General features: G+C 65.0%; 8 protein-coding genes. 1 reads left to right on the forward strand and 7 read right to left on the reverse strand.

What is annotated here, in order from left to right; translation table 11 throughout:
- Positions 1-13 precede the first annotated feature (13 nt).
- Positions 14-2,005, reverse strand: a complete 1,992-nt coding sequence (gene tkt / locus D7S44_RS10330) for a transketolase (protein WP_120454548.1) — start codon at positions 2,003-2,005, stop codon at positions 14-16.
- Between the two features lie 273 nt (positions 2,006-2,278).
- Between tkt and loiP the strand changes: the two genes are divergently transcribed.
- On the forward strand, positions 2,279-3,037 hold the full coding sequence (gene loiP / locus D7S44_RS10335) for a metalloprotease LoiP (protein WP_120454549.1): 759 nt from the start codon (positions 2,279-2,281) through the stop codon (positions 3,035-3,037).
- A gap of 38 nt (positions 3,038-3,075) precedes the next feature.
- Here the strand turns inward: loiP and D7S44_RS10340 are convergent, their stop codons facing one another.
- From D7S44_RS10340 to D7S44_RS10365, 6 genes are all read right to left on the reverse strand, one after another.
- Positions 3,076-3,519, reverse strand: coding sequence for a YidB family protein (locus D7S44_RS10340; protein WP_371315485.1), 444 nt, complete (start codon positions 3,517-3,519; stop codon positions 3,076-3,078).
- Between the two features lie 18 nt (positions 3,520-3,537).
- Positions 3,538-4,461: an agmatinase gene (gene speB, locus D7S44_RS10345; RefSeq protein WP_120454553.1), complete on the reverse strand. Its 924-nt coding sequence runs from the start codon at positions 4,459-4,461 to the stop codon at positions 3,538-3,540.
- A 186-nt stretch (positions 4,462-4,647) separates the two neighbouring features.
- On the reverse strand, positions 4,648-5,868 hold the full coding sequence (locus D7S44_RS10350; RefSeq protein ID WP_120454555.1) for an HlyD family type I secretion periplasmic adaptor subunit: 1,221 nt from the start codon (positions 5,866-5,868) through the stop codon (positions 4,648-4,650).
- A complete protein-coding gene (locus D7S44_RS10355) occupies positions 5,865-8,036 on the reverse strand; it encodes a type I secretion system permease/ATPase (protein WP_371315487.1) in 2,172 nt (723 codons plus the stop codon). The genes D7S44_RS10350 and D7S44_RS10355 overlap by 4 nt, the downstream gene beginning before the upstream one ends.
- A 5-nt stretch (positions 8,037-8,041) precedes the next feature.
- Positions 8,042-9,376, reverse strand: a complete 1,335-nt coding sequence (locus D7S44_RS10360; RefSeq protein WP_240629452.1) for a TolC family outer membrane protein — start codon at positions 9,374-9,376, stop codon at positions 8,042-8,044.
- Between the two features lie 193 nt (positions 9,377-9,569).
- Positions 9,570-26,201 carry an Ig-like domain-containing protein gene (locus D7S44_RS10365; protein WP_120454561.1) on the reverse strand — a complete coding sequence of 5,544 codons (16,632 nt, stop codon included), beginning with the start codon at positions 26,199-26,201 and terminating at the stop codon, positions 9,570-9,572.
- Positions 26,202-26,225 lie beyond the last annotated feature (24 nt).

The following is a 26,225-nucleotide window of genomic DNA, read 5'->3' on the forward strand; positions in this document are numbered from 1 at the left end:
GAACCCTTACTTCTTACAGTACCGCTTTCGCCTGCGCCACCACGTTGTCCACGGTGAAGCCGAACTCTTCGAACAGCTGCTCCGCCGGAGCAGACTCGCCGAAGGAGGTCATCCCCACCACCGCGCCGTGCAGGCCGGTGTACTTCTGCCAGTAGTCCGCAATGCCCGCTTCAATCGCAACGCGCGCGCCAATCGCTTTCGGCAGCACCGCTTCGCGCCACGCGGCGTCCTGCTTGTCAAAGGTGTCGGTTGACGGCATGGAGACCACGCGCACCTTGATCCCTTCGCTGCTCAGCCTGTCATACGCCGCTACCGCCAGCTCAACCTCTGAGCCGGTCGCAATCAGGATCAGCTCCGGCTGGCCGTCGCTCTCTTTCAGGATGTAGCCGCCGCGCGCGATGTTCGCCAGCTGCTCTGCGCTGCGCGCCTGCTGCGCCAGATTCTGGCGGGAGAAGATCAGCGCGGTCGGGCCGTCTTTACGCTCGATGGCGTATTTCCACGCCACCGCCGACTCGACCTGATCGCACGGACGCCAGGTGCTCATGTTTGGCGTGGTGCGCAGGCTGGCCAGCTGCTCCACCGGCTGGTGGGTCGGGCCGTCTTCGCCCAGGCCGATAGAGTCGTGGGTGTAGACCATAATCTGGCGGATCTTCATCAGCGCCGCCATACGCGCCGCATTGCGCGCATACTCCACGAACATCAGGAAGGTGGCGGTGTAAGGCAGGAAGCCGCCGTGCAGCGCCAGGCCGTTGGCGATGGCGGTCATGCCGAACTCGCGCACCCCGTAATGGATATAGTTGCCCGCCGGGTCGACGTTGATCGGCTTAGAGCCGGACCACATGGTCAGGTTGCTCGGCGCCAGGTCGGCAGAGCCGCCCAGATATTCCGGCAGCAGCTTGCCGAACGCCTCGATGGCGTTCTGCGAGGCCTTGCGGCTGGCGATTTTCGCCGGGTTGGCCTGCAGCTGCTCAATGAACTTCTGCGACTCTTCGTGCCAGCTGGCCGGCAGCTCGTTGCTGACGCGACGCCTGAACTCGGCGGCCAGCTCCGGGTACGCCTGCGCGTAGGCGGCGAACTTCTCGTTCCACTTCGCCTCTTTTGCCTGGCCCGCCTCTTTCGCGTCCCACTCGGCGTAGATCTCTGACGGGATAACGAACGGAGCGTGCGTCCAGCCCAGCTGCTTGCGGGTCAGCGCCACCTCGTCGTCGCCCAGCGGTGCGCCGTGCGAGTCGTGCGTGCCCGCCTTGTTCGGCGAGCCGAAGCCGATAACGGTTTTGCACATCAGCAGCGAAGGCTTGTCGCTGACCGCTTTCGCCTCGTCAATCGCCCGGGCGATTGCGTCCGCGTCGTGGCCGTCCACGCCGCGCACCACGTGCCAGCCGTAGGCTTCGAAACGCTTCGCGGTGTCATCGGTGAACCAGCCGTCGGTATGGCCGTCGATAGAGATGCCGTTGTCGTCATAGAACGCCACCAGCTTGCCCAGCTTCAGGGTGCCGGCCAGGGAGCAGACCTCGTGGGAGATCCCCTCCATCATGCAGCCGTCGCCCATAAACACCCAGGTGTTGTGGTCAACGATCTCATGACCCGGACGGTTGAACTGCGCCGCCAGGGTGCGCTCGGCGATGGCGAAGCCGACCGCATTGGCAATGCCCTGACCCAGCGGGCCGGTGGTGGTTTCAACGCCCGGAGTGTAGCCATATTCGGGGTGACCTGGAGTTCTGGAATGCAGCTGGCGGAAGTTCTGCAGCTCGCTCATCGGCAGATCGTAGCCGGTGAGGTGCAGCAGGCTGTAAATCAGCATCGAGCCGTGGCCGTTCGACAGCACAAAGCGGTCGCGATCGGCCCACTGCGGGTTGGTGGGGTTATGGTTCAGGTAGCTGCGCCACAACACCTCGGCAATATCTGCCATACCCATCGGGGCCCCCGGATGTCCCGATTTGGCTTTCTGTACTGCGTCCATACTTAACGCGCGAATGGCGTTGGCAAGCTCTTTACGAGAGGGCATTTTCTACTCCAGGTCGGATTAATGATTCGCCTATTTAACTCATTGTTATTAATGATTTATCGGGCAAAACAAGGAAAAAGTCGCTCATCAATGTACATGAAAATCGGGGCAAAAGTACATGCCGCACCGTGCTAAATCTCGCCGCTTCGCCTGGCATTTGCGGCAATGTCTGCTAGCGAAGTGGCTGACTACAGGCTATAACCCACTCTTTACTGTATCTGACCCTTTTTCAGGTACCGGTTTTTCCTACCTTGTTACTGACAGGATGTACGCATGAAGATCAAGACAGGCATCATGGCAATCAGCCTCGCGGCGCTGCTCAGCGGCTGCCAGGGCATGGACAATAACGCGCTGCTGCAGTCGGGCGCTCAGGCTTTTCAGGCCTACACCCTCAACGACGCGCAGGTCAAACAGCTCAGCGATCAATCCTGCGCGCAGATGGATAAAGAGAACCAGCTCGCGCCAGCCGACAGCACCTACCAGCAGCGCCTGAACAAGATCGCCGCCGCGCTGGGCGACAACATTAACGGTACGCCAGCCAACTACCGCGTCTACGTCACCAAAGACGTTAACGCCTGGGCGATGGCGAACGGCTGCATCCGCGTCTATAGCGGCCTGATGGATATGATGGACGACAACGAAGTCGAAGGCGTGCTGGGACATGAGATGGGACACGTCGCGCTGGGCCATACGCGCAAGGCGATGCAGGTCGCCTTCGGCACCACGGCGGCGCGCACCGCAGCCTCTTCGGTGGGTGGCGTTATTGGCTCGCTGTCGCAGTCGCAGCTGGGCGATCTGGGCGAACAACTGGTCAACGCGCAGTTCTCGCAAACCCAGGAGTCGCAGGCGGATGACTACTCTTACGAGCTACTGAAGAAACGCGGCATTAATCCGCTGGGGCTGGCGACCAGTTTTGAAAAGCTGGCGAAGATGCAGCAGGGCCAGCAGAGCACCCTGTTTGATTCGCATCCTGACTCCGCGGCGCGTGCGCAGCATATCCGCGATCGTATTGCGGCAGACGCCGGAAAATAAGCGAGCGTGCGTCGCTCTTTGGCGGCGCACGCAATCTGTTATCGCTTGAAAAGCTGATCTACCATCGATCCCAGATCGAGCTGCTTATCGTGCAGGGATTGATCGTCCATCTGTCCCTGCGGCGACATGCGGTCAATCAGGTGCGGCAAAAGCTCCGCCAGTTTGCCGGAGGCGCCGTTCACATCGGTCCCTAGCTTCTGCGCCAGCGACTGCAGCGCCTCCTCGCCGAAGGCCGAGCGCAGCTCACCGCCGCTCACCGACTGGTTGCTGCCGGTGCCGATCCAGGAGCTTAAAATCTCGCCCAGTCCGCCCTGCTGGAATTTATGCAGCAGCACTTCGATACCGCCCTGCTCCTGCACCCAGTTCCAGACCGCTTCCAGCTCGCCTAAGGTATTGCGTCCGTTGCCGTTGCCTAAAGCACCGACTAATTCATCAAGCAGGCCCATATTGCTCTCCGTTAAGGTTAAAACCGGGCGCGGCATAACGCCCGGCTTGAAAAATTACTTACCTTTATTCGCCGCCTGAACGTGCAGCATATCAAGCGCCAGCGTCGCCGCGGCCAGCGAGGTGAGATCGGCGTGATCGTAACCCGGCGCCACCTCTACCAGATCCATACCGACAATGTTCAGCCCCTGCAGGCCGCGCACCAGCTTGGTGGCCTTGTCGGTAGTCAGGCCGCCGATAACCGGCGTGCCGGTGCCGGGCGCGTGCGCCGGATCCAGGCAGTCGATATCGAAGGTCAGATAGACAGGCAGATCGCCGACGGTGCGCTTCACTTCCGTCAGGATATCGTCGACGCTGCGATCGTTGACCTGCGCCGCATCCAGCACGTTAAAGCCCAGGCTCTTGTCGAACTCGGTGCGGATGCCGATCTGCACTGAGTGCTGCGGATCGATCAGCCCCTCTTTCGGCGCGGTAAAGAACATCGTGCCGTGATCGAACGTCGGGCCGTTGGAGTAAGTATCGGTATGGGCGTCAAAATGCACCAGCGCCAGCTTGCCGAAATGCTTCGCATGGGCGCGCAGCAGTGGCAGCGTAACGTAGTGGTCGCCGCCGAAGGTCATCATGCGCTTGCCGTTCGCCAGCAGTTTTTCCGCGTGCGCCTGCAGCTTGTCGGAGAGATCCTGCGAATCGCCAAAGGCGTAGACCAGATCGCCGCAGTCCACGACGTTCAGTCGCTGACGCAGGTCGAAATCCCACGGCCAGCGGCACCCTTCCCAGGCGAGGTTGGTGGAGATCTGACGGATCGCGCCCGGGCCCAGGCGGCTGCCCGGACGGCCGGAGGTAGCGGCGTCAAAAGGCACGCCGGTGATCACCCACTCGGCGTCGCTGTCGTAAGGCTGGAAGTTCACAGGAAAACGCATGAAGCCGAAGGCGTTTGAGACCAGCGAATTGTCATACTGATTGCCCAGGGTGTTATACATAAATCATCCTCACTGCCGCGTGGCGTTAAGTTACAGGTGATAAAAGGCTTGATAAAAAAAATCCCCTCCGCGTCGTTAAACCCGACGAGGAAGGGATTTTGCGTTGCCGCATTTTACGCAATTATTGCGGAGTTCGGCGCGCGCTGCAATCCGCGACGCGCCTGAATAAAAAGTATTGGGATGCCATTAACGCTCCCGCAGCGCCTCTTTGGCGCGATTAAACGGCTTAACCAGATAATCCATGACCGTTTTCTCGCCGGTTTTAATATCCACCGTAGAGACCATGCCGGGGCTGATAGAGAAACGGCGACCGGCTTTGTTCTGCACGTAATCCGTTTCGGTGCGGATAAAGACGCGGTAGTAGTAGATCTCCGGCTTGACCTCATCCTGAATGGTATCGGGCGAGATGCTCTCCACCACGCCATGCAGCCCGCCGTAAATGGCGTAATCGTAGGCGGAGATCTTCACCAGCGCCTTCTGGCCCGGATGAATAAAGGCGATATCGCGCGGCGAGAGGCGCGCTTCAATCAGCAGACGATCGTCCATCGGCACGATATTCATCAGCTCGCCGTTGGGCGGGATCACCCCGCCAACGGTAGTGACCTTGATATTTTTCACAATGCCGCGCATCGGCGAACGCAGCGTCAGGCGGCTGACGGTATCTTCGCGTCCCTTCACCGTTTGCGCCAGGCTGTCCGCTTCCGCCGACGCCTTCGCCAGATCCTCGCGCGCCTGCACGTAATACTGCGAACGCATATCGGTGAGCTTCAGCTCCAGATCGGACTTGTCGCGCTGTAGCCGCAGCACCTCGACGCTGCTGGCGGCACCGGTTTTCGCCAGCCGCTGAGTGATCGCCAGTTCGCGGTTGGCCAGCCCGAGCGACTCCTGAATCTGCGCCGTCGAGTCTTTTAGCTGCGCGCGTCGGGTATTGTAGAGCCGGGTTTCAGAGGCGATAAGGTCGGGGAAGGCCTTCAGCTCTGCCGGAAAGCGCAAGGGCTGGTCATTCACCTCGGCGTAGAGACGCGCGCTGGCCGCCAGCGCGGCCCGGTAGCGCGCCGCGCTCTCGCCGACGCTGGAGACGGATCGCGTCGGATCGAGCTTCGCCACGATCTGCCCCGCCTCGACCCGATCCCCTTCGTGCACGTTAAGCTCGGCGAGGATCCCGCCCTCCAGCGAGCTGAGCACCTGATCGCGCGAGCTGGGGATCACTTTACCGGTGCCGGTCGACACCTCATCCAGCACGCCGAACCACGCCCAGATCAGCCCGGCCAGCAGCAGAAAGAAGCTGATGACGATCAGGCGCACCGCGCCGCTGTAGTAGCTTTCCGAATGCAGATCGCCGTTGATATCGTCTGACGCCTCCACTTCGGGCGCGACCAGCCGCAGTTTTGTCGATAGCTCGCTCATGCCTTATCCTCCGGCCGGTTAAGCGACGGCCGCGCCGGCGGCAGCGCGCTCTCTTTCGGGCTGTCCATCACCAGCTGCCCCTCTTTTAATACCAGCACGCGATCCACCAGCGCGAGGATGGCGGCGCGGTGGGTCGCCACAATCAGCGTGCGGCCGTTCAGCCACTGCCCAAGCCGTTCGATAAACTCTTTTTCGGTGTGATCGTCCAGCGAGGCGGTCGGCTCATCCAGCAGCACAATATTGGGATCGCGCAGCAGCATGCGCGCCAGCAGCACTGACTGACGCTGTCCGCCGGACAGCCCGACGCCGCCCTCCATCACCGGATGATCGAGGCCGAGCGGCAGGCGACGAATAAAGTCCGCGCCGCCGCTGACCGTCAGCGCGGCGAAGATCGCCTCGTCGCTGGCGTGCGCCGCGCCCATCGTCAGGTTTTCGCGCAGCGTGCCGTGAAACAGCCGTGCATTCTGCGTCATCAGGCCGACATTGCGCCGTACATCGGCAAGATCGATATGCGGCAGGCTCAGGTTATCGAGCCGCAGCTCGCCGCCCACCAGATCCATGCCGCCGATCATCGCCTGCAGCAGCGTCGATTTTCCCGATCCGTTGCGACCCAGCACCGCGACGCGCTCGCCAGGCTTGATCGTCAGGCTCTTGATGCGCAGCGCAATAGTGGCGGAGTCGCTGTAGTAGCGAAACATCGCCTCGCTGAACTGGTAGTGGCCGAACAGTACCGGACAGTGGATGCGGGTTTCATCTTTGCTGTTCTCTACCGGCAGCGCCATCAGCGCGTCCAGGCTGCTTTTCGCCGCCTTGACCTGCTGCCAGCGCGCCAGCACGCCGCACAGGGTGCCCATCGGGGCGATCATGCGCGACGAGAGCAGCGACGCCGCCACAATCGCGCCGGTGGTGATATCGCCGTTGATTACCATCGGCGCGCCGATAACGATCACGCTGGCGTAGACCAGCCCCTGCACCGTAACGCCCCAGCTAATCAGCGAGTGCATCACTTTACGCATCTCAACGCCGGACTGCGCGGTAATGCGGATATAGCTGTTCCACTGCTGCAGAAAGCGATCCTCCGCCTGCATCAGCTTAATATCCTCCAGCCCCTGCACGCTCTCCACCAGCACCGCGTTGCGCAGCGTCGACTCTTTCAGCGACTGATGCGCCAGCTTCGCCAGCGTTTTCTGCTGCAGCAGACCGGGCAGGATCATCAGGATCACCGCCACCGGCGCGATCCACGCCAGCTGCGGCGCAATAATCGCCATCGCCAGCATAAACAGCAGGAAAAACGGCATATCGACGATGGAGCTGACCGTGGTCGAGGTTACCATTTCGCGGATCGCCTCCAGCTCGCGCAGCTGCGAGATAAAGGTGCCGGTGGAGCGCGGGATAGCGCTGTTGCGCAGGCGCAGCGCATGGCCGAACACCCGATCGGAGACGCGCATATCGGCCCGTTTGCCCAGCAGATCGGTGACGTGATCGCGCCCGACACGCAGGATATAGGTGAAGATCACCGAGATAATCACCCCGCCGTAGAGCACGTAAAGGGTCGGATAGGATTGCGCCGGGATGACCCGGTCATAAACCTGCATCGAGAAGATGATGCCCACCAGCGCCAGCAGGTTGATCAGAAAGGATCCCAGCATGACGTAGCCGTAGGGCCGCAGATCGCGCAGCACCAGGCGACGCAGCCAGTCGGGCCTGATGGTCTCCAGATAGCGGTCGACGCGGCTGTCTTTCGCGGCGGTGAGCGGACGAAAGGCGGCGGCGAAGCGGATATCGGGCAGCAGCGCGCCCAGCGACAGCGGCGTCGGCTGCTCATCGCCGCTGAAGTGCACCCGCACCTCATCTTCACCGTCGAAACTGGTAATCACCCCGACCTGCCCGTCCGCCAGCTCGACCGCCAGCGGCAGCCGCCAGTGGTTAATCTCCCATTTATTATCCTGGTAAAGCTGCAGCGACATGCCCGCCTGGCGCGCCAGATGGCGCAGCGCTTTGTCGCGCGTCTGTTTGCCCTGCCACTCGCTGGCGGCAAGGATCATGCCCGGCGAGCAGGGCAAGCGATAGTGACCGGCGATCAGGATAATGGCTGTCGCCCAGCCCTGTAACGGCACCCCGCCTTCAGCCCCGTCGGGCTTTCCGGCGGGCGTCTCTGGAAGCTGCATTTGCGTCATGGCTGGATCTCCACGGACTGGATCCGCTGATTATTCAGGGCAAACGCCGACCGCATATGGCCGGTGCTGTAAAGGCAGTCGAGCTGCAACGAGCGTAACTGGCTGATGGTTTGCTGCAGCGTGAAGCGGGTCTGGAACACTTCCTGTTCGGCATTGAGCACGTCGAGCAGCGGACGGGTGCCGAGCTGCAGATATTGATCCTGGTAGAGCGACTGGGTTTTCTCGCCGAGCCGCTGCTGCCGCGCCTGAATCGCCAGGCTGAGCGCCAGGCTTTGCGACTGGCTCTGCGATTCGCTCAGCTGCTGGCGCGCCTTTAGCCGCGCCGAATTCACCGCGGCGTTGGCGGCGCTCAGCGCGTTGGCGGCAGCATTGCGGCTGGCGGTCATGCCGCCGCCCTGATAGAGCGGCATCTCGACCTTGACCCAGGTTGAATATTGCGTGCGATCCAGCGTCTCGCTGTTGGCGTAGTGATTGTTAAGGTAGTGCGTCACCTGCGGCTCCAGCGAGATGGTGGGCAGCATCTGCGCGTTGGCGTTGTCCAGCTTCGCCTGCGCCTCGTTGGCCTGCGCCCAGGCGGCGAGCACCGCCGGGTTGGTCCGGTCATCCGCCTTCGCGACATCGCAGGAGCGCGTCAGGCTGGCGGGAAAGTCGTCGCTGACTTTTTTCACCAGCGGCCAGCCCAGATAGGTCGCCAGCGTGGCGCGCCAGCGGTCGAGGCTGGCCTGATACTGCGTCAGCAGCGTGCGCGCCCCTTCGATGCGGGCGTCGGTTTGCGTCGCGTCGGAGAGCGAGGCGGCGCCTTCATCGTTGCGCTGGCGCGCGAGATCGCCGATTTTCATCAGCGCCGTCAGCTGCTCCTGCGCGATCTTCACCAGCTGCTGATAACCCTGCACCTGAATCAGCGCCGCGGCCGTGTCGTGCGCCACGGTATCAATGCTGAGCAGCACGTTGGCCTGCTGCTGGGCGACGCCCGCCTCGGCGGAGCGCACCGAGCTGCTGACCTTGCCGAAATCGTAGAGCATCTGGGAAAACGACAGCACGAAGGAGGGGCTAAACCCCTTCTCGCTGTAGCTGTTGCTGTAGCCGTTATTCATACCGGCGCTGACCTGCGGATAATATTTGGCTTTCGCCACGTCGACCTGATCGGCCTGTTCGAGCAGTTTTCCCACCGCTTCGGCGATATCGGGATGCCACTGGATCGCCCGCTGCACCGCCTGATTGATCGTCAGGGTGTCAGGGACGCGCGCCAGCGCGGGTTCGGCGCTCTCGCCGGTTAATGAAGGGAGATCCTGCTGTTTCGCCAGGCCGGTTGCGGTGATCTGGCTGGCCATCTGCGCGACGTCGCTGCCGGCCGCCAGAGGGGAAGTTGTAAAAAAAGCGATGCCAGCACAGAGAACGCTGAGCTTAAAAGAACGGCGATATATTGCGCTTGATTGCATCCGATCCCTCGTTTTCCACTCGTCAGTTAGAGAAAGGGGCGCATCCCTGCGCCCGAAAATGCTTCCCTGCCAGACATCACGGCGATCAGACCGTGTGAGCCTGGTGCGGCTGTTGCAGTAGCTCCTCCAGTGAAACGTTCACCCCTTCCAGCGTGACCAGCTGCGTACTGCTGTAGGCGGTACCGGTGCCGTCGCGGTCAATCGACAGGACGGTATTGCCATCCGCGGTATGGTCCACCTTCACGAAATCGTTGACGTTGCTGGTGCTGTCGTTCCAGCCGACGAGCAGACTGCTGACGTCAATCTTGTCGCCGTCGGCGACAGAGAAATCGGTCCAGGTGTCATGCCCGTTGCCGCCGACGGCATCCGCGCTGTTAAGCAGGTGATAGACCAGGGTATCGGCGCCCGCTCCGCTCGTGATGGTGTCGTCATAGGCGCTGCTGGTCAGCGCATCCGCCCCTGCGGTTCCGGTAATGATCGGATGCAGATCGATGGTGAAGCTGTTGGTGGTAATGGTGCCGTCGGCTGCCGCCAGGCTATAGCTGAACACCTCTTTATGGGCGATATCCTGCACATTGACGGCGCTGTTAAGCGCATAGGTGTAGTGACCGTCGGCGGAGATACTCAGGGTGCCGTAATCCCCCGCCACCAGCGTAACGCCGCTGCTGCTGACGGCGGTGGTCAGGCCCGCCTCGTTAGTGATGCTCAGCGCGCCGGTATGGGTAGCTGTGCTGTCGCCGTAGATGCTGCCGCTCGCCGTGGTGCCGTCATCGACGCTGGTTTCCGCAAACAGGCTGTTTACGGAGAGCAGCGTGACTGCCGGACCGTTGTGCAGATCGACCGTCAGGGTAGCCGAGGTCACCGTGCCGCTGGCGTCGCGTACCGAATAGCTGAACACGTCCGCCGCTGGCAACGCGCTGGCATCCAGCCCCGCTTTCAGCACATAGGTGTAATCGCCTTGCGCATCAATGGTCAGGGTGCCGTAGGTGGTGTTAATAACCGTATTGCCCGTTGCCGAAATGGCGCTGCCGGAAACGGTAGTCACCAGCGTGCCTGTCGGTATCGTACCGGCCACCGAACTGGTGTCGTTCGCCAGCAGGTTGCCCGTGACGGTGGCCGCCACCGTCACCGCCAGCGTGGTGATATCGGAGGTGGTGGTGACGGTCGTGGAAGGCAGAACACCCACGCCGCTACTGGTGCCCAGCAGCACGGCGTAGTTGCCCGTGCCGAGGTTGCTGTAGGTGACGTTGCTGCCGGTCTGCGTCCCCACCGTCAGGAAGGTGGAGATGTAGTTGGCGTTGCTCGATTTCACCACCCAGGTGCCGTTCGCCTGCTGTTGATAGAGATAGAGCGTATAGGTAGAGGTCAGCGCCACCAGGCTGGTCGCCGAGGCGTGCAGCGTTACCGTACGGGTATCGCCGGTTCCCACGCTGAACTGGTAGGCGTTGGCGCTTTGCAAGACGTCGAGCGTCACCGCGCCGCCCAGGTTAACGTTCAGCAGCGAAACACCAGTATGGCTGCTGTTGGCGTTGGTGATGGTGCCCGTCTGGGTGGAGTAATCCACGGTGGACACATCATTGGCCGCTACCACGCGGATCGCCCCCAGTACCGTCGCAACTGGCGAAACGTTGCCTGCGCTGTCAGCCTGGGTTACCGACAGCGTCGCGCCGGTGGTCTGCGCGGTCGTCAGCGCCACCGAGAAGCTGCCGTTGGCCGCCACGGTGCCGCTGCCGATAGCGTTGCCGCCCGCGTCGCGCACGGTGACCGTCGCGCCCGCTTCGCCGCTGCCGGTCAGGGCGGTGCCCGCCGTATTAATGGCCAGCCCGGTGACCGCCGTCGGCGCCACGCTGTCCACGACCACGTTTGCCGCGGTGGTGGTGCTGACATTACCCGCCGTATCCGTCACCGTCACGCTCAGCGGATGGGTGCCCTGCGACAGCGTGGCGGTGGTAAAGCTCCAGGCGCCGCCGCTGCCCGCGACTACGCTGCCCAGCAGCGCCGTGCCGTCGTAAATAGTGACAACCGCGCCCGCTTCCGCCGTGCCGCTCAGTACCGGCGTGGTATCGCGCGTCGCCCCGCCGCTTGGTACCGTCACGTTCGGCGTGACCGAGTCATTGGTGATCACCAGGGTGCTGGCCGCCGGGGCCGTGGTATCGATGATCAGGGTGGTACTCACGCCCGGACTGACGTTGCCTGCCGCATCGGTCGCGGTGACGGTCAGGGTGTGTGCGCCCCCGGCCAGCACCGGCGTAATCAGACTCCACTGGCCATTGCTGCCCACCGTCGTGCTGCCCAGCAGCGTAGCGCCGTCATAGACGTTGATACGCGCGCCGACCTCACCGCTGCCGCTCAGCAGCGGCGTGTTGTCGTTGGTGACGCCGCCGTTCGGGATGGTCACCGGCGTACTGCCGTTGTTGTTGCTTACCGCCAGCGCCGTTACCGCCGCTGGCACCGTGGTATCGACCACAATAGTCGACGACGTCGAGCCGCTGACGTTGCCGGCCGGGTCGGTGACCGTCACGCTCAGCGGATGCGAGCCCTGCTGGAGCGCGCTGGTGGTAAAGCTCCAGGCGCCGCTTGCGGCTGCCGTTACCGTCCCCAGCAGCGTCGTGCCGTCAAAGATGCTGACGCGACTGCCTGCCTCCGCCGTGCCGCTCAGGGTCGGCGTGTTGTCGTTCGTCGAACCGCCGTTCGCCACTGCCGCGCCGGTAACGTCGTTAACGATCTGCAGCGTTGAGGCCGTCGGCGCCACCGTATCCACAGTAATGGAAACCGTGGCCGACGCGGCGCTGGTATTGCCCAGCGCGTCACGCACCGTCACGCTCAACGGATGCACGCCGTTGCTCAGCGCGCCGGTGGTAAAGCTCCATGCGCCGTTCGCGCCGGCCGTAGTGGAGCCGAGCGCCGTGGTGCCGTCAAAGATAACAACGGTCGCGCCCGCCTCCGCCGTGCCGCTCAGGGTTGGCGTATTGTCGTCCGTGGCCGCGCCGCTCGTCAGGTTGCCCTGAATTGTCCCGACGTTGTCGCTGACCGTCAGATCGGTCACCGCCGCGGGCGCCGTGGTATCAACGGTCAGCGTCAGTGCGGTCGGCGAGCTGGTGTTGCCCACCGCATCGGTGGCGGTGACGCTCAGGGTATGCGCCCCATCCGCCAGCGTCGGCGTGACGAAGCTCCACTGCCCGTTGCTGCCCGCCGTCACGCTGCCCAGCACCGTCGTGCCGTCAGTGATGGTGATGCGGCTGCCCGCCTCGGCGGTCCCGGTCAGCGCTGGCGTATTGTCGTTGGTGCTGCCGTTGCTGCCGATCGCCACCGGTGTGGTGCCGTTGTTGTTGCTCGCCGCCAGGGTAACAGCGGCAGGCGGCGTGGTGTCCACGGTAATGCTGGCCGTGGTGGCGCCGCTGACGTTGCCCGCCAGGTCCGTTACCGTGACGCGCAGCGCATGCACGCCCTCAGCGAGCACCGCCGGGGTAAAGCTCCAGCCGCCATCAGCGCCGACGGTAGTCGAGCCGAGCGTGGCAGCGCCGTCATAGAGGGTGACGATGCTGCCCGCTTCCGCCGTCCCGCTCAGCATCGGCGTGTTGTCATTGGTCGATCCGCCATTCGGCACCGCCACACTGTCGGCGTCGTTGGTGATAGCCAGCGTCGAGGCGGCTGGCGCGACGGTATCCACCGTCAGGGTAAACGGCGTCGCGGCGCTGGTGTTGCCAGCCGCATCGGTCACCGTCACGTTCAGCGTATGCGCGCCGTTGCTCAGCGCCCCGGTGGTGAAGCTCCAGGCACCGCTCGCGTCCGCCGTTACCGTACCAAGCAGCGTCGTGCCGTCGTAGACGGTCACGATATTGCCCGCGCCGGTGGTGCCGTTAAGGGTTGGCGTGTTGTCGTCGGTTACGCCGCCGTTAGTCAGACTGCCCTGCGTCGCACCGACGTTATCGTTCACCGTCAGGTCAGCGACTGGCGCGGGTGCGGCGGTCGCCACCGTCAGCGTCAGCAACGCTGCCTCACTGACGTTGCCCGCGGCATCGGTTGCGGTCACGCTCAGCGTATGCGGCCCGTCAGCCAGCGTCGGCGTGGTGAAACTCCACTGGCCGTTACTGCCCGCCGTCACGCTGCCCAGCAGCGTGGTGCCGTCGGCGATGGTAATGCGGCTACCCGCATCCGCCGTGCCTGCCAGCACTGGCGTGCTGTCGTTGGTGGTGCCGTTACTGGCGATCGGCGTGGTGGTGGTGCCGTTGCTGTTGCTGGCCGTCAGCGTCACGGCGGCAGGCGGCGTGGTATCTACCACCACCGTCGTGGTGCCGGAGAGCACGCTGACGTTGCCTGCCGCATCCGTGACGCGGGCGCTCAGCGTATGCGTGCCCTGAGCGAGCGCACGGGAGACGAAACGCCAGCTGCCGGCGGCGTTTGCGGTGACAGAACCGAGCGCCGTCGTACCGTCGTAGACGGTTACCAGGCTGCCCGCTTCGGCGGTGCCGCTGAGTACCGGCGTGTCATCATTAGTGAAGCTGCCGTTCGGCACGACCGCACTGGTGGCGTCGTTAGTGATCACCATGTTCGCCGCCGTCGCAGGCGCAACGGTATCCACGGTAAAGGCGATTGCATCAGAACGGCCGCTCAGGTTACCGGCGACATCAGTCACCGTTACGCTCAGCGCGTGCGCCCCGTTAGTCAGCAGCGGCGCGGTGTAGCTCCATGCGCCATCGCCGCCCGCCGTGGTGGAACCGATAACGGTATCGCCGTCGTAGACGGTAATCAGCGCGTTAGCTTCAGTGGTTCCGCTCAGCTGCGGCGTGTTGTCATTAGTGGCGGTGCCGTCAGGGATGCTGACCGCCGTCGTACCGTTATTGTTGCTCAGCAGCAGATCGGTGACCGGGGTCGGCACGGTGGTGTCGACGATAACGGTAACGGGAGGAACGGCTGCGCCCGGGTTGCCTTCTGCATCTACGGAGGTAACAGAGAACGTATGCGGCCCCTCCGCCAGCGCCGCAGGCGTAAAGCTCCATATGCCGCCTGCGCCAACGGTCACGCTGCCCAACGTGGTGGCGCCATCGAGGATGGTGATTACGTCGCCCGCCGTCGCCGTGCCGCTGAGTACCGGCGTGGTGTCACTGGTTGACGCACCGTCCGCCAGGTTAACCAGCGTGCTGCCGCTGTCGTCGGTAATCTGCAGCGTGCTGGTGGTCGGCGGCAGGCCATTCTCTATGGTAATAACGAAAGGTGCCGTCGCCGCGCCGACGTTGCCCGCCACGTCAGTCTGGGTCACCGTAAAGCTGTGCGACCCGTTGCTCAGCGCGGCAGAGGTAAAGCTCCAGGCGCCGTTCGCAGCCGTCGTAACCGTGCCCAGCAGCGTCGTCCCGTCATAAAGGGTAACGGTGCTGCCTGGCTCCGCCGTTCCGCTCAGCGTCGGGGTGTTGTCGTCAGTGGTGGCGCCGTTGGCCAGCGGGCCGGTGGTGACGCCCGCATCGTCGCTTACCACCAGATCGGCGATTGCCGCCGGAGGCGTCAGATCGACGTTAATCGTGTAAGGCTGCGCCTCAATGCTGGTATTGCCCGCCGCATCGGTGACCGATACGGTAAAGGCGTACTGGCCGTCAGTAAGCGCGTCGGTTTCAAAACGCCAGACGCCGCTTTCGTTCACCGTGGCGCTGCCGATCAGATCGCTGCCCTGATAGATATTGACGGTCGTGCCCGCCTCGGCGGTCCCGCGCAGCACGGGCGTGGTGTCGTTGGTATAGCCGTCATTGCCGATCAACAGCGGCGTCGCGCCGTCAGTGTCGTAAATGTCGAAGGTGGCGACCGGCTGCGGCGCAACGGTGTCTACCGTCAGGGTGGCTGAAGAGGTGGCGCTGATATTGCCCGCCGCATCGGTCACCGTGACGTTCAGCGTATGGGTGGCGTCGGAGAGCGCAGCAGCGGGGGTAAGGCTCCATGCGCCCGCGCCGTCCGCCAGCACCGACCCAATCGCCGTGGTGCCGTCATAGACAGTGACAAGACTGTTCGCCTCCGCCGTGCCGCTGATGGCGGGCGTGCTGTCGTTGGTCACGCCGCCGTCGGCAATGATCGTACCGCCATCGTTACGCAGCGTCAGCGCGCCAGCCGGTTCCGGCGGCGTCACGTCGACTACCAGGGTAAAGCTTGCAGAACGCGCACTGACGTTGCCGATCTCATCAGTGACCGTCGCGCTCAGCGCATGGGTGCCCTCTACCAGCGTCGGCGAGCTAAAGCGCCACGCGCCGTCGCCGCCGGCCGTCGTCGACCCGATAATCACGTCGCCGTCATAGAGGGTGACCAGACTGTTGGCTTCCGCCGTACCGGTCAGCAGCGGCGTGTTATCGCTGGTGGCGGCACCCTGCGTCAGCGCAACATTTTCCGCGCCGTTGTCGTTGCTGACCGTCAGCGCGGTCACAACCGGCGCCAGCGTATCGACCGTAAAGCCGATCGCCGTCGAAGGCAGACTGGTATTGCCCGCCGCATCGGTAAGGGTCACGGTCAGGCTGTGAGCGGCGTCGCTCAGCGTCGGCACCGAGAAGCTCCACAGCCCGCTGGCGCCCACCGTGGTAGTGCCCAGCGCGGTGGTACCGTCATAGACGGTGACGATAGTGCCCGCCTCTCCGCTGCCGCTCAGCAGCGGCGTGCTGTCGCTGGTGGTGGTGCCGTCGGCGATCGCCACTGCGGTTGCGCCGTTATCGCTGCTGAGAGCGATATCCGCCGCCGTCGCTGGCGCGGTGGCGTCAACCACCACGCTGATGGCGGCGGATGCGCCAACGTTGCCCGCCGCATCCACAGGCGTGACGGTAAAGGAGTGGGTGCCGTCGGCGAGCACAGGCGAAATCAGGCTCCAGCTGCCGTCGGCGTTAACTGCGACGCTGCCCAGCAGCGCTGCGCCTTCATAGACGATGACCGTGCCACCCGCCTCCGCAAAGCCGCTCAGCACCGGGGTGCTGTCGCTGGTGAGACCGCCGTCCGGTATCGCCACCGTCCCCGCACCGCTGTCGTTGCTCAGCGCCAGGCTGGTGACCGCCGCAGGCGGCTGGGTATCGACGCTCAGCGCGATCGCGTCGCTTGCCGGGCTGACGTTGCCCGCCAGATCCGTCACGACCGCGCTCAGGCTATGCGCACCGTCGTTAAGCGTCGGCGCGGTGAAGCTCCAGTTGCCGTTGCCGTCCACGGTAGCGGTGCCGAGCACCGCCGTACCGTCCAGCACGGTAACCACCGTGCCCGCCTCCGCCGTGCCGCTCAGCACCGGCGTGTTGTCATTGCTCAGGCCGCCATCGGGAATAGCCGAGCCGGTCGCGTCGTTGGTCAGCGTCAGCCCGGCCGCGGCCACAGGCGCGACGGTATCGACGGTGAAGCTAACCGGCGTGGTAGTGCCGCTGCTGTTGCCCGCCGCATCCGTCACGTTAACGCTCAGGCTGTGCAGCCCGTCCGCCAGCGTCGGCGTGCTCAGGCTCCAGCTGCCGTCTGGCGCTGCGGTGACGGAGCCGAGCACTGCGGCGCCGTCATAGAGGGTGACGAGGCTGCCCGCTTCAGCCGTGCCGGTCAGCTCCGGCGTGGCGTCGTTAGTTGTGCTGCCGTCGACAATCGGTGTCAGCGTCTGGCCGGTGTTGTTGTTGACCAGCACATTGTCAGCCAGCGCTGGCGCGGTGGTATCGACGCTAAAGCCAAAGGCGTCTGATGCCGGGCCAACGTTACCCGCCGCATCGGTAACCGCGGCGATCAGGCTGTGCGCGCCGTCGGCCAGCGTGGGCGACGTAAAGCTCCAGCTACCGTCAGCGCCGACGGTCGCCGTACCGAGTACGGTAGCGCCATCGGAAACGGTCACCGTACCGCCCGGCTCCGCCGTGCCGCTCAGTACCGGCGTGGCGTCATTGGTCGAGCCGCCCGCCGCGATCGCCGTGCCGCTGGCATCACTGGTGAGCGCCAGATCCGTCGCCGCCGCTGGCGCGGAGGTGTCGATGGTAAAGCCGATCGCCCCAGACGGCGCGCTGCTGTTGCCAGCGGCGTTAGTGACCACCACGCTCAGGCTGTGCGCGCCTTCGCTAAGGGTCGGCGCGCTGAAGCTCCAGTTGCCGTTGCCGTCGACCGACGTGCTGCCCAGCACGGTCGCCCCATCAGAAACGGTGACGATGGTGCCAGCCGCGGCGGTGCCGCTCAGCACCGGCGTGGTGTCGTTGGTCTGCCCGCCCGCCGCAATCGCCGTGCCGCTGGCGTCACTGGTGAGCGCCAGGTCCGTCGCCGCCGCTGGCGGCGTCAGATCCACGCTAAAGAGATAGGCCGCCGAGGCCGGGCCGGTGTTACCAGCAGGATCGGTAACGGTGGCGGTCAGGCTGTGTTCGCCCTGCGCCAGCGCAGGGGTGGTGAAGCTCCAGCTGCCGTCGCTGGCCGCGGTTACCGTGCCCAGCACCGTGTTGCCGTCGGAAACGGTGACAATGCCGCCCGGCTCCGCCGTGCCGCTCAGTACCGGCGTCGCATCGCTGGTGGTGCCATCCGCAGGGATCGCTACCCCGCTCTGATCGTTGCTGAGCGAGAGATCCTGCGCTGCTGTCGGCGGCAGGGTATCTACCCTAAAGCTCAGCGCATCGGTCGCCGGGCTGACGTTGCCCGCGCCGTCGGTCACAGTCGCCGTCAGGCTGTGCAGGCCGTCAGCCAGCGCAGGCGAGGTGAAGCTCCAGCTGCCGTCGGCGTTGGCGGTTACCGTGCCCAGCACGTTATCGCCGTCAGAGACGGTAATCAGGCTGCCCGCGTCGGCAGTGCCGCTCAGCACCGGCGTGTCGGAGTTGGTCAGCCCGCCGGAAACGATAGCCGTGCCGTTCTCACTGCTGAGCAGCAGATCGGCCGCCGCCGCTGGCGGCGTGGTGTCGACGGTAAAGGCCAGCGCATCAGAAGCCGGGCCGACGTTGCCCGCCGCATCGGTAACGGTGGCGCTCAGGCTGTGACTACCCTCGCTCAGCGCTGGGGCGATAAAGCTCCAGCTGCCGTCCGTGCCTGCGACCGCGGAGCCGAGCGCGGTATTGCCGTCATAAACGGTGACGATGCCGCCCGCCTCTGCGGTTCCGCTCAGCACCGGCGTCGGATCGTTGGTGACGCTGCCGGTAACCGGTACAGGCGTGCCGCTCTGGTCGTTGCTGAGCTGCAGGCCGGTCGCCGCTATCGGCGCCAGGGTATCAACGGTGACGAGAAGTGGCGTTGTCGCCACGCTGCTGTTGCCCGCCAGATCGGTGGCCGCGGCGGTCAGGCTGTGGTCGCCGTCAGCCAGCACTGGCGCGGTATAACTCCAGCTGCCGTCGCTGCCCGCCGTGACGCTGCCCAGTACCGTAGCGCCATCGGAAACGGTCACGATGCTGCCAGCGTCGGCCGTCCCGCTCAGCGTCGGCGTCGCGTTATTGGTCGCATCGCCAGAGGCGAGCGGCGCGCCATCGTTGCTCAGCACTACATCCGCAGGCACGGAGGGCGGCTGGGTATCGACGGTGAAGGCGACAGGGGTGGAAGCCGGTCCGGCGTTGCCAGCCGCATCGGTGACTACGGTGGTGAGGCTATGCGCGCCATCGGAGAGCGTCGGCGTGGTGAAGCTCCAGCTGCCGTCGCTGGCCGTGGTTACCGTGCCCAGCACCGTGCTGCCGTCGGAAACGGTGACGCTACTGCCCAGTTCGGCGCTGCCGCTCAGTACCGGCGCGCTGTTACTGGTCGGTGTATCGGTCGCGACCGGATTGCCGCTGGCGTCGGTGAGCGTAACGCCCGTCGCGGCTGCCGGCGCGGTGGTGTCGATAGTCAGGGTCAGCGGCGTGGATTCAACCAGGTTGCCGGTCGCATCGGTGTAGCTGGCGAGGAAGGTATAGGTGCCGTCCGTCTGCGCCGCAGGGGTAAAGGACCACTGGCCGCTGGCGTCCGCGGTCACGCTGCCCAGCGCGACATCGCCGCTAAAGAGCGTCACCAGCGCGCCCGCCGTCGCCAGGCCGCTCAGCAGCGGCGTCGCATCTGACGTCGTGGCGCCGTCGGCCAGCGCTACCAGCTGGCTGCCGCTGTCATCGGTTGCCTGCAGAGAGAGGGTCGCGGGCGGCAGATCCGCCTGAATATTCAGGTTAAAGGCGGATGTCGGCAGGCTGACGTTGCCCGCCGCGTCGGTAACGGTGACGGTCATGCTGTGGTTGCCGTTGCTCAGCGCGGTGGTGGTCAGGCTCCAGTTGCCTGCGCCATCCGCCGTGACGGTGCCGATCAGCACGTTGCCGTCATAGAGGCTGACGAGCGCCCCCGCCTCGGCCTGGCCGCTCAGGGTCGGCGTGTTGTCATCGGTAGTGTCGCCAGAGGTCAACGGCCCCTGCGAGCCGCCGACGTCATCGCTTACCACCAACCCGCTGGCGGCGGCTGGCGGCGTGGTATCAACGGTAAAGGTAAGCGGCGCTGTCGCCGGGCTGACGTTGCCAGCGACATCGGTCACGGTGGTAGTGAAGCTGTGCGCGCCCTCCGCCAGCGCTGGCGAGGTAAAGCGCCAGCTGCCGCTGGCATCCGCCGTCGCGGTGCCCAGCAGATTGCCGCTGTCGGAAATGGCGACGGTGCTGCCCGGCTCGGCCGTGCCGCTCAGTACCGGCGAGACATCATTGGTGGCGCTGCCTTCGCCGATCGGCACGCTGGTGCTGCCTGCATCATCGGTGAGCTGCAGGTTGTCGGCTGCCGCTGGTGCGACAGTGTCGACGGTGATATTCAGCGGGCCAGAGGTGGTCGTAGCGCCGGTCGGACTGACCGCAGTGGCAAAGAAGGCGTGCGAACCGTTCGACAGCGCAAAGAGCCTGAAGAACCAGTGGCCGCTGCTGTTTGCCGTGGTGCTGCCGGCCAGCGTCTGGCCGTCATAGAGCGTAACTACGCTGTTTGGCTCGGCGAGGCCGCTCAGCACCGGGCTGTCGTTATTGGTGGTCGTGCCGTCTGCCAGCGGCGTGACCGTGCTGCCCGTTTCATTAACCGCCTCAAGCGGGGTGGTGGCTGGCGGCAGGCCGCCCTCGACGGTGAGGTTGAAGGCGTCGGAGGCGCTGCTGACGTTACCTGCCGCGTCGGTGACAGTGGTGGTCAGGCTGTGCAGACCGCTGCTCAGGGTCGGCGTGGTGAAGCTCCAGCTGCCATCGGTATCGACAGTGGTGTAACCCAGAACGGTCTGACCGTCATAAATGGTCACCAGCGCGTCTGGCTCCCCCTGCCCGCTCAGGGTCGGGGTGCGGTCATCGGTGGTATCGCCCGAGGCGAGCGCGCCCTGGACATCACCGTAATCGTCTGTCACCACCAGGCCGCTAACGGCCGCTGGCGCGGTGCTATCGACGGTAAAGGCCAGCGGAGCGGAGGCCGTGCCGGTATTGCCCGCCGGATCGGTCACCGTAGTGGTCAGGCTGTGGCTGCCCTCGTCCAGCGCTGGCGTAATAAAGCGCCAGCTGCCGTCGGTATTGACCGTGGCGGTGCCCAGCACCGCGTTGCCGTCAGAAACGGTAACGATGCTGCCCGGCTCCGCCGTGCCGCTCAGGGTGGGGCTGGTGCTGCTGGTGGTTCCGCCTGCGGCTATCGGCTGCAGCGTGCCGTCGCGGCTGTCGCTCAGCACCAGATCGGCTGCCGCCGCTGGCGGCGTGCTGTCGACGCTAAAGGTTACCGGTGCGGAGGCGTTGCTGACGTTACCCACCGCATCGGTGATGGTCGCGCTCAGGCTGTGGTCGCCTTCGCTCAGCGCGGGCGTGGTGAAGCTCCAGCTGCCGTCCTGGGCAGCGGTTACCGAGCCCAGCACGTCGTCGCCGTCAGAAACGGTGACGATGCCGCCCGGCTCCGCCGTGCCGCTCAGCAGCGGCGTCGTATCGTTAGTCGCGCCCGTGGTGACGGCAACCGGCGTGCCGCTGCTGTCGCTGCTCAGCTGCAGATTGCTGACCGCGTCCGGCGCGACGGTGTCGACAGTGATATTAAGCACAGGCGAATCAGTCACGGTGCCTGCGCCGTCAGCGGTAGCAGCGCGGAAGGCGTAGCTGCCGTCCGTCAGCGCGTCCGGCGTAAAGCTCCACTGCCCGTTAGCGTCGGCGGTGACGCTGCCTAGCAGCTGATCGCCGTTGTAGAGCGTTACCAGCGCACCGGCGGTGGCGACGCCGCTCAGCACCGGCGTCGCGTCGCGCGTGCTGGCCCCGTCGGTCAGATCGACCGGCGCGCTGCCGCTGTCGTCAGTCGCCACCAGCGTCAGGGTGGCAGGTGGCTGACCGGTCGCCACAGTCAGGTCGAAAGGCGCCGTCGGCACGCTGACGTTGCCTGCCGCATCGGTCACGGTGGTCGTCAGGCTGTGCGGCCCGTCGCTCAGTGCCGGCGTGGTAAAGCGCCAGCTGCCGTCGGCGTTGACCGTGACGCTGCCCAGCAACGTACTGCCGTCATAGACGCTGACAATGCTGCTCGCTTCCGCCTGGCCGCTCAGGGTCGGCGTGCTGTCGTCGGTGGTGTCGCCGAACGCCAGCTCGCCCTGCTGGGCGCCGACGTTATCGGTGACAATAACGCCCGAGGCCGTTTGCGGCGCGGTGGTATCAAGGGTAAACGTCACCGCCGTGGCAGGCGCGCTGACGTTGCCCGCCGCATCGGTGATGGTCGAGGTCAGGCTGTGGACGCCCTGCGCAAGCGTCGGCGCGGTAAAGCTCCAGCTGCCGTCCTGCGCCACGGTGGTGGTGCCCAGTACGCTGCTGCCGTCAGAAACGGTGACGATACTGCCCGGTTCCGCCGTACCGCTCAGCACAGGCGTGCTGCTGCTGGTAACGCCGTCGGCGGCAATAGCATTGCCGTTCGCATCCGTCAGCGTGACGCCCGCCGCGCTTTCCGGCGCAACGGTGTCAACGGTGATATTAAGCACAGGCGAATCGGTAACTGTGCCTGTGCCGTCATCGCTGGCGGCGCGGAAGGCGTAGCTGCCGTCCGTCAGCGCGTTCGGCGTAAAGCTCCACTGCCCGTTTGCGTCAGCGGTGACGGAGCCAAGCACCTGATCGCCGTTATAGAGCGTCACCAGCGCACCGGCGGTGGTGACGCCGCTCTGTACCGGCGTCGCGTCGCGCGTGCTGTCGCCGTTTGCCAGCTGCACCAGCGTGCTGCCGCTGTCGTCGGTCACGACCAGCGAGCTGGTAGCAGGCGGCGCCCCTGCGTCAACGGTCAGAGCGAAGGCGTCCGTCGGCGTGCTGACGTTACCTGCCGCATCGGTCACGGTCGCCGTCAGGTTGTGCTGGCCGTCGCTCAGCGCAGGGGTGGTGAAGCGCCAGCTGCCGTCCTGGGCGGCGGTGACGGTACCCAGCAGCGTGTCGCCGTCATAGACGCTGACGAGGCTGCTCGCGGGTGCCTGGCCGCTCAGGGTCGGCGTGCTGTCGTCGGTGGTGGCGCCCGGGAGGAGTTCGCCCTGCGTCGCGCCCACGTCGTCGCTGACCAACAGCCCGCTGACCGCCGCTGGCGGGAGAGTATCCACGCTGAACAGCAACGGTTCAGAAACCGGTCCGGTGTTGCCCGCCGGATCGGTGACGGTCGTGGTCAGGCTGTGACTCCCCTCGGCAAGGCCAGGCGCGGTAAAGCTCCAGCGGCCGTCTGCGCCAACCGTGGCGCTGCCCAGCGCCACATCGCCGTCAGAGACAGTGACGATGCTGCCCGGCTCCGCCGTGCCGCTCAGCACCGGTGAGGCGTCGTTTGTCGTACCGCCCGCAGTGACCGGCACGGAAACGCCGCTGCTGTCGCTGTTAAGCGCCAGATCGGCGGCGGCGGCAGGTGCCTGGGTATCCAGGGTAAAGAAAACCGGCACGGTCGCAGCGCTGGCGTTGCCTGCCGGATCGGTCACGACCGCCGTCAGGCTGTGGCTGCCGTCAGCAAGGCCTGCTGGCGTATAGCTCCAGCTGCCGTCTGTTCCGGCCGTGGCGCTGCCCAGCACCGTGTCGCCATCGGAAACGGTGACGGTGCTGCCCGGCTCGGCGCTGCCGCTCAGCACCGGCGCGCCGCTGTTGGTCAGGCCGCCGCTGACGATCGGATCGCCGCTGGCGTCAGCCAGCGAAACGCCGGTTGCGGCTGTTGGCGCGACGGTATCGACGGTGAGCGCCAGCGTCGCGGAGTTGATGGTGTTCCCTGCGGCATCGGTAGCGGTCGCGCGAAAATCGTAGGTGCCGTCCGCCAGCGCGGCGGGTGTAAAGCTCCACTGCCCGTTCGCATCGGCGGTGGCGCTGCCCAGCAGCTGGTCGCCGTTGTAGAGCGTTACCAGCGCGTTAGCGAGGGTCGCGCCGCTCAGCACGGGCGTGGTGTCGCGCGTGCTGGCGCCGTCGGCCAGCGCGACCGGCGTGCTGCCGCTGTCGTCAGTGGCTACCAGCGTCAGGGTGGCAGGCGGATCGCCTGCGGCGACGGTAAGATCGAATGGCGTGGTCGGCGCGCTGACGTTGCCTGCCGCATCGGTCTGGGTCAGGGTCAGGCTGTGTGCGCCGTTGCTCAGCGTCGGCGTGGTAAAGCGCCAGGTGCCGTCGGCGCCTGCCGTCAGGCTACCGATGGCGACGCCGTTATCGTAAATCGTCAGCAGCGAACCGGGTTCCGCCTGGCCGCTGAGAAGAGGCGTGTTGTCGTCGGTGGTGTCGCCAGAGGTCAGCGGGCCGGTGCTGGCGCCAGCGTCGTCGGTCACCACCAGACCGCTGACCGCAGCGGGTGGTTGGGTATCGACCGTAAAGTTCAGCGGCGCGGACGGCGCGCTGACGTTGCCCGCCGCATCGGTGACGGTGACAGCCAGGCTGTGGCTGCCATCGGTCAGCGCGGGAGAAGTAAAGCTCCAGAGCCCGTCGCTGCCTACGGTGACGGTGCCCAGCAGCGTATCGCCATCCAGAACAGAGACGGTGCTGCCAGGCTCAGCGCTTCCGCCCAGCGTCGGCGTATTGTCACTGGTCGCACCGCCGGAGGCGATCGCGCCGCCGCCGTCATTGCTCAACTGCAGGCTGGATGCAACATCCGGCGCAAGGGTATCAATGGTAATAGTAATGGTCGGCGACGTGGTAACGTTGCCGTTTGCGTCCGTACTGGTGGCGCTAAAGGCATAGGTGCCGTCCGCCAGCGTGGCGGGCGTAAAGTTCCACTGGCCGCTGCCGTCGGCGGTCACGCTGCCCAGCAGCTGATCGCCGTTATAAATCGTCACCACCGCACTGGCGGTGGTCAGGCCGCTCAGCACCGGCGTCGCGTCGTTGGTGCGGGTGCCGTCCGCTATCGGCACCAGGCCGCTGCCGTTGTCGTTAGTAATTTCCAGCGAGCTGGTTGCTGGCGGCAAATCCGCCGCAACGTTGATAACGATCCCCGTCGTCGGCGCGCTGACGTTGCCCGCCGCATCGGTCACGGTCGCCGTCAGGCTGTGGCTGCCGTTGCTCAGCGTCGGGGTGGTAAAGCGCCAGACGCCGTCTGCGCCTGCCGTCACCGTGCCCAGCAGCGTGTTGCCGTCATAAACGCTGACGGTCGCGCCCGCTTCGGCCTGTCCGCTTAGCTCAGGGGTATTGTCATCGGTCGACTCGCCGGACGTCAGCGGGCCCTGGCTGGTGCCGACATTATCTGTCAGCTGCAGGTTGCTGGCCGCATCCGGCGCCAGAGTATCGACGGTAAAAGAGAGAGTGGTCGCCGGGCTGGCGTTGCCCGCCGCATCGGCGGCGGTAATACTCAGCGTGTGGCTGCCTTCGCCCAGCGCGGGCGTCGTGAAAGACCAGCGTCCATCGCTGCCTGCGATAACGGTGCCCAGAACGGTGCCGTTGTCAGAAAGAGTAACGGTGCTGCCCGCTTCGGTAGTGCCCTGCAGCAGAGGCGTGGCGTCATTGGTCGCGCCGTTAGCGGCGATGGGCGTCAGGGTCGTGCCGTTGTCGCTGGCGGCACTGACATCGGATAGCGTCGGAGCGACGGTATCGACGGTGAAGGTAACCGGCGCGGTGGCGCTGCTGGTATTGCCTGCGGCATCGGTGACCGTCGCCGTCAGGCTGTGCTGGCCATCCGCCAGCACAGGCGAAGTAAAGCTCCAGGTGCCGTCTGCGTTGACGGTCGCCGTTCCCAGCAGCGTGCCGTTGTCGTAAACGCTGATGGTGGTGCCCGCTTCAGCCGTTCCGCTTAGAACCGGCGTATTGTCATCGGTGGTGGCGCCTGCGGTAATCGCGCCCTGAATGGTGCCGACGTTATCGTTAATAGCCAGATCGGTAACCGCGCCGGGCGCAGTGGTGTCGCTACCCGTGCCACCGCCTGTACCGCCGTCTGTTCCACCGCCCGTACCGCCATTATCGCCGCTGCCCGTACCGCCGCCGGTCGCGCCGCCGCTGTCGCCTGAACCGTTGCTGCCGTTAGAACCGGCGAACATCGCGGCAATACCCGCCAGCGCCCCGCCGCCGATACCGTAGGCAGCAATCGTGCCATCGTTGGTGATGTTATCCGCCAGCAGCCCCTCGGTGCTGTCGATAGAGACAAACTGGAAGCCCGGCTGACCCGGATCTTCTACCCACCACAGCGCGCCATGGTCATCCTGCAGCACCAGCTCGCTTTCGCCTGCCGGGCTATAAAAATTATGAATAACAACTGTTTCCCCAGATTTCGTGGTGACGACCAGGTCATTGCCGTTGCGCGCAAAAGATTTAATGTCAGATCGATTGAGGTTGAGCTTAACCACACTCGGAGCGTTTAAATTGACGTCGCTGCCACTCAGCTGCGAGGCGATCGTGCCGCCTTTAGGCGTTACTGAGATATTATTCATGTTATGTATATCCCACTGAGGTTA

The organism is Pantoea piersonii, from assembly GCF_003612015.1.
Classification (GTDB): Bacteria; Pseudomonadota; Gammaproteobacteria; order Enterobacterales; family Enterobacteriaceae; genus Pantoea; species Pantoea piersonii.

Bases quoted from the DNA above. Each gene is read 5' to 3' on its own strand.
- D7S44_RS10360 (WP_240629452.1), bottom strand. From the start codon at position 9,376: ATGGCCAGCCAGATCACCGCAACCGGCCTGGCGAAACAGCAGGATCTC.
- D7S44_RS10340 (WP_371315485.1), bottom strand. From the start codon at position 3,519: ATGCCGCGCCCGGTTTTAACCTTAACGGAGAGCAATATGGGCCTGCTT.
- loiP (WP_120454549.1), top strand. From the start codon at position 2,279: ATGAAGATCAAGACAGGCATCATGGCAATCAGCCTCGCGGCGCTGCTC.
- tkt (WP_120454548.1), bottom strand. From the start codon at position 2,005: ATGCCCTCTCGTAAAGAGCTTGCCAACGCCATTCGCGCGTTAAGTATG.
- speB (WP_120454553.1), bottom strand. From the start codon at position 4,461: ATGTATAACACCCTGGGCAATCAGTATGACAATTCGCTGGTCTCAAAC.
- D7S44_RS10365 (WP_120454561.1), bottom strand. From the start codon at position 26,201: ATGAATAATATCTCAGTAACGCCTAAAGGCGGCACGATCGCCTCGCAG.
- D7S44_RS10355 (WP_371315487.1), bottom strand. From the start codon at position 8,036: ATGCAGCTTCCAGAGACGCCCGCCGGAAAGCCCGACGGGGCTGAAGGC.
- D7S44_RS10350 (WP_120454555.1), bottom strand. From the start codon at position 5,868: ATGAGCGAGCTATCGACAAAACTGCGGCTGGTCGCGCCCGAAGTGGAG.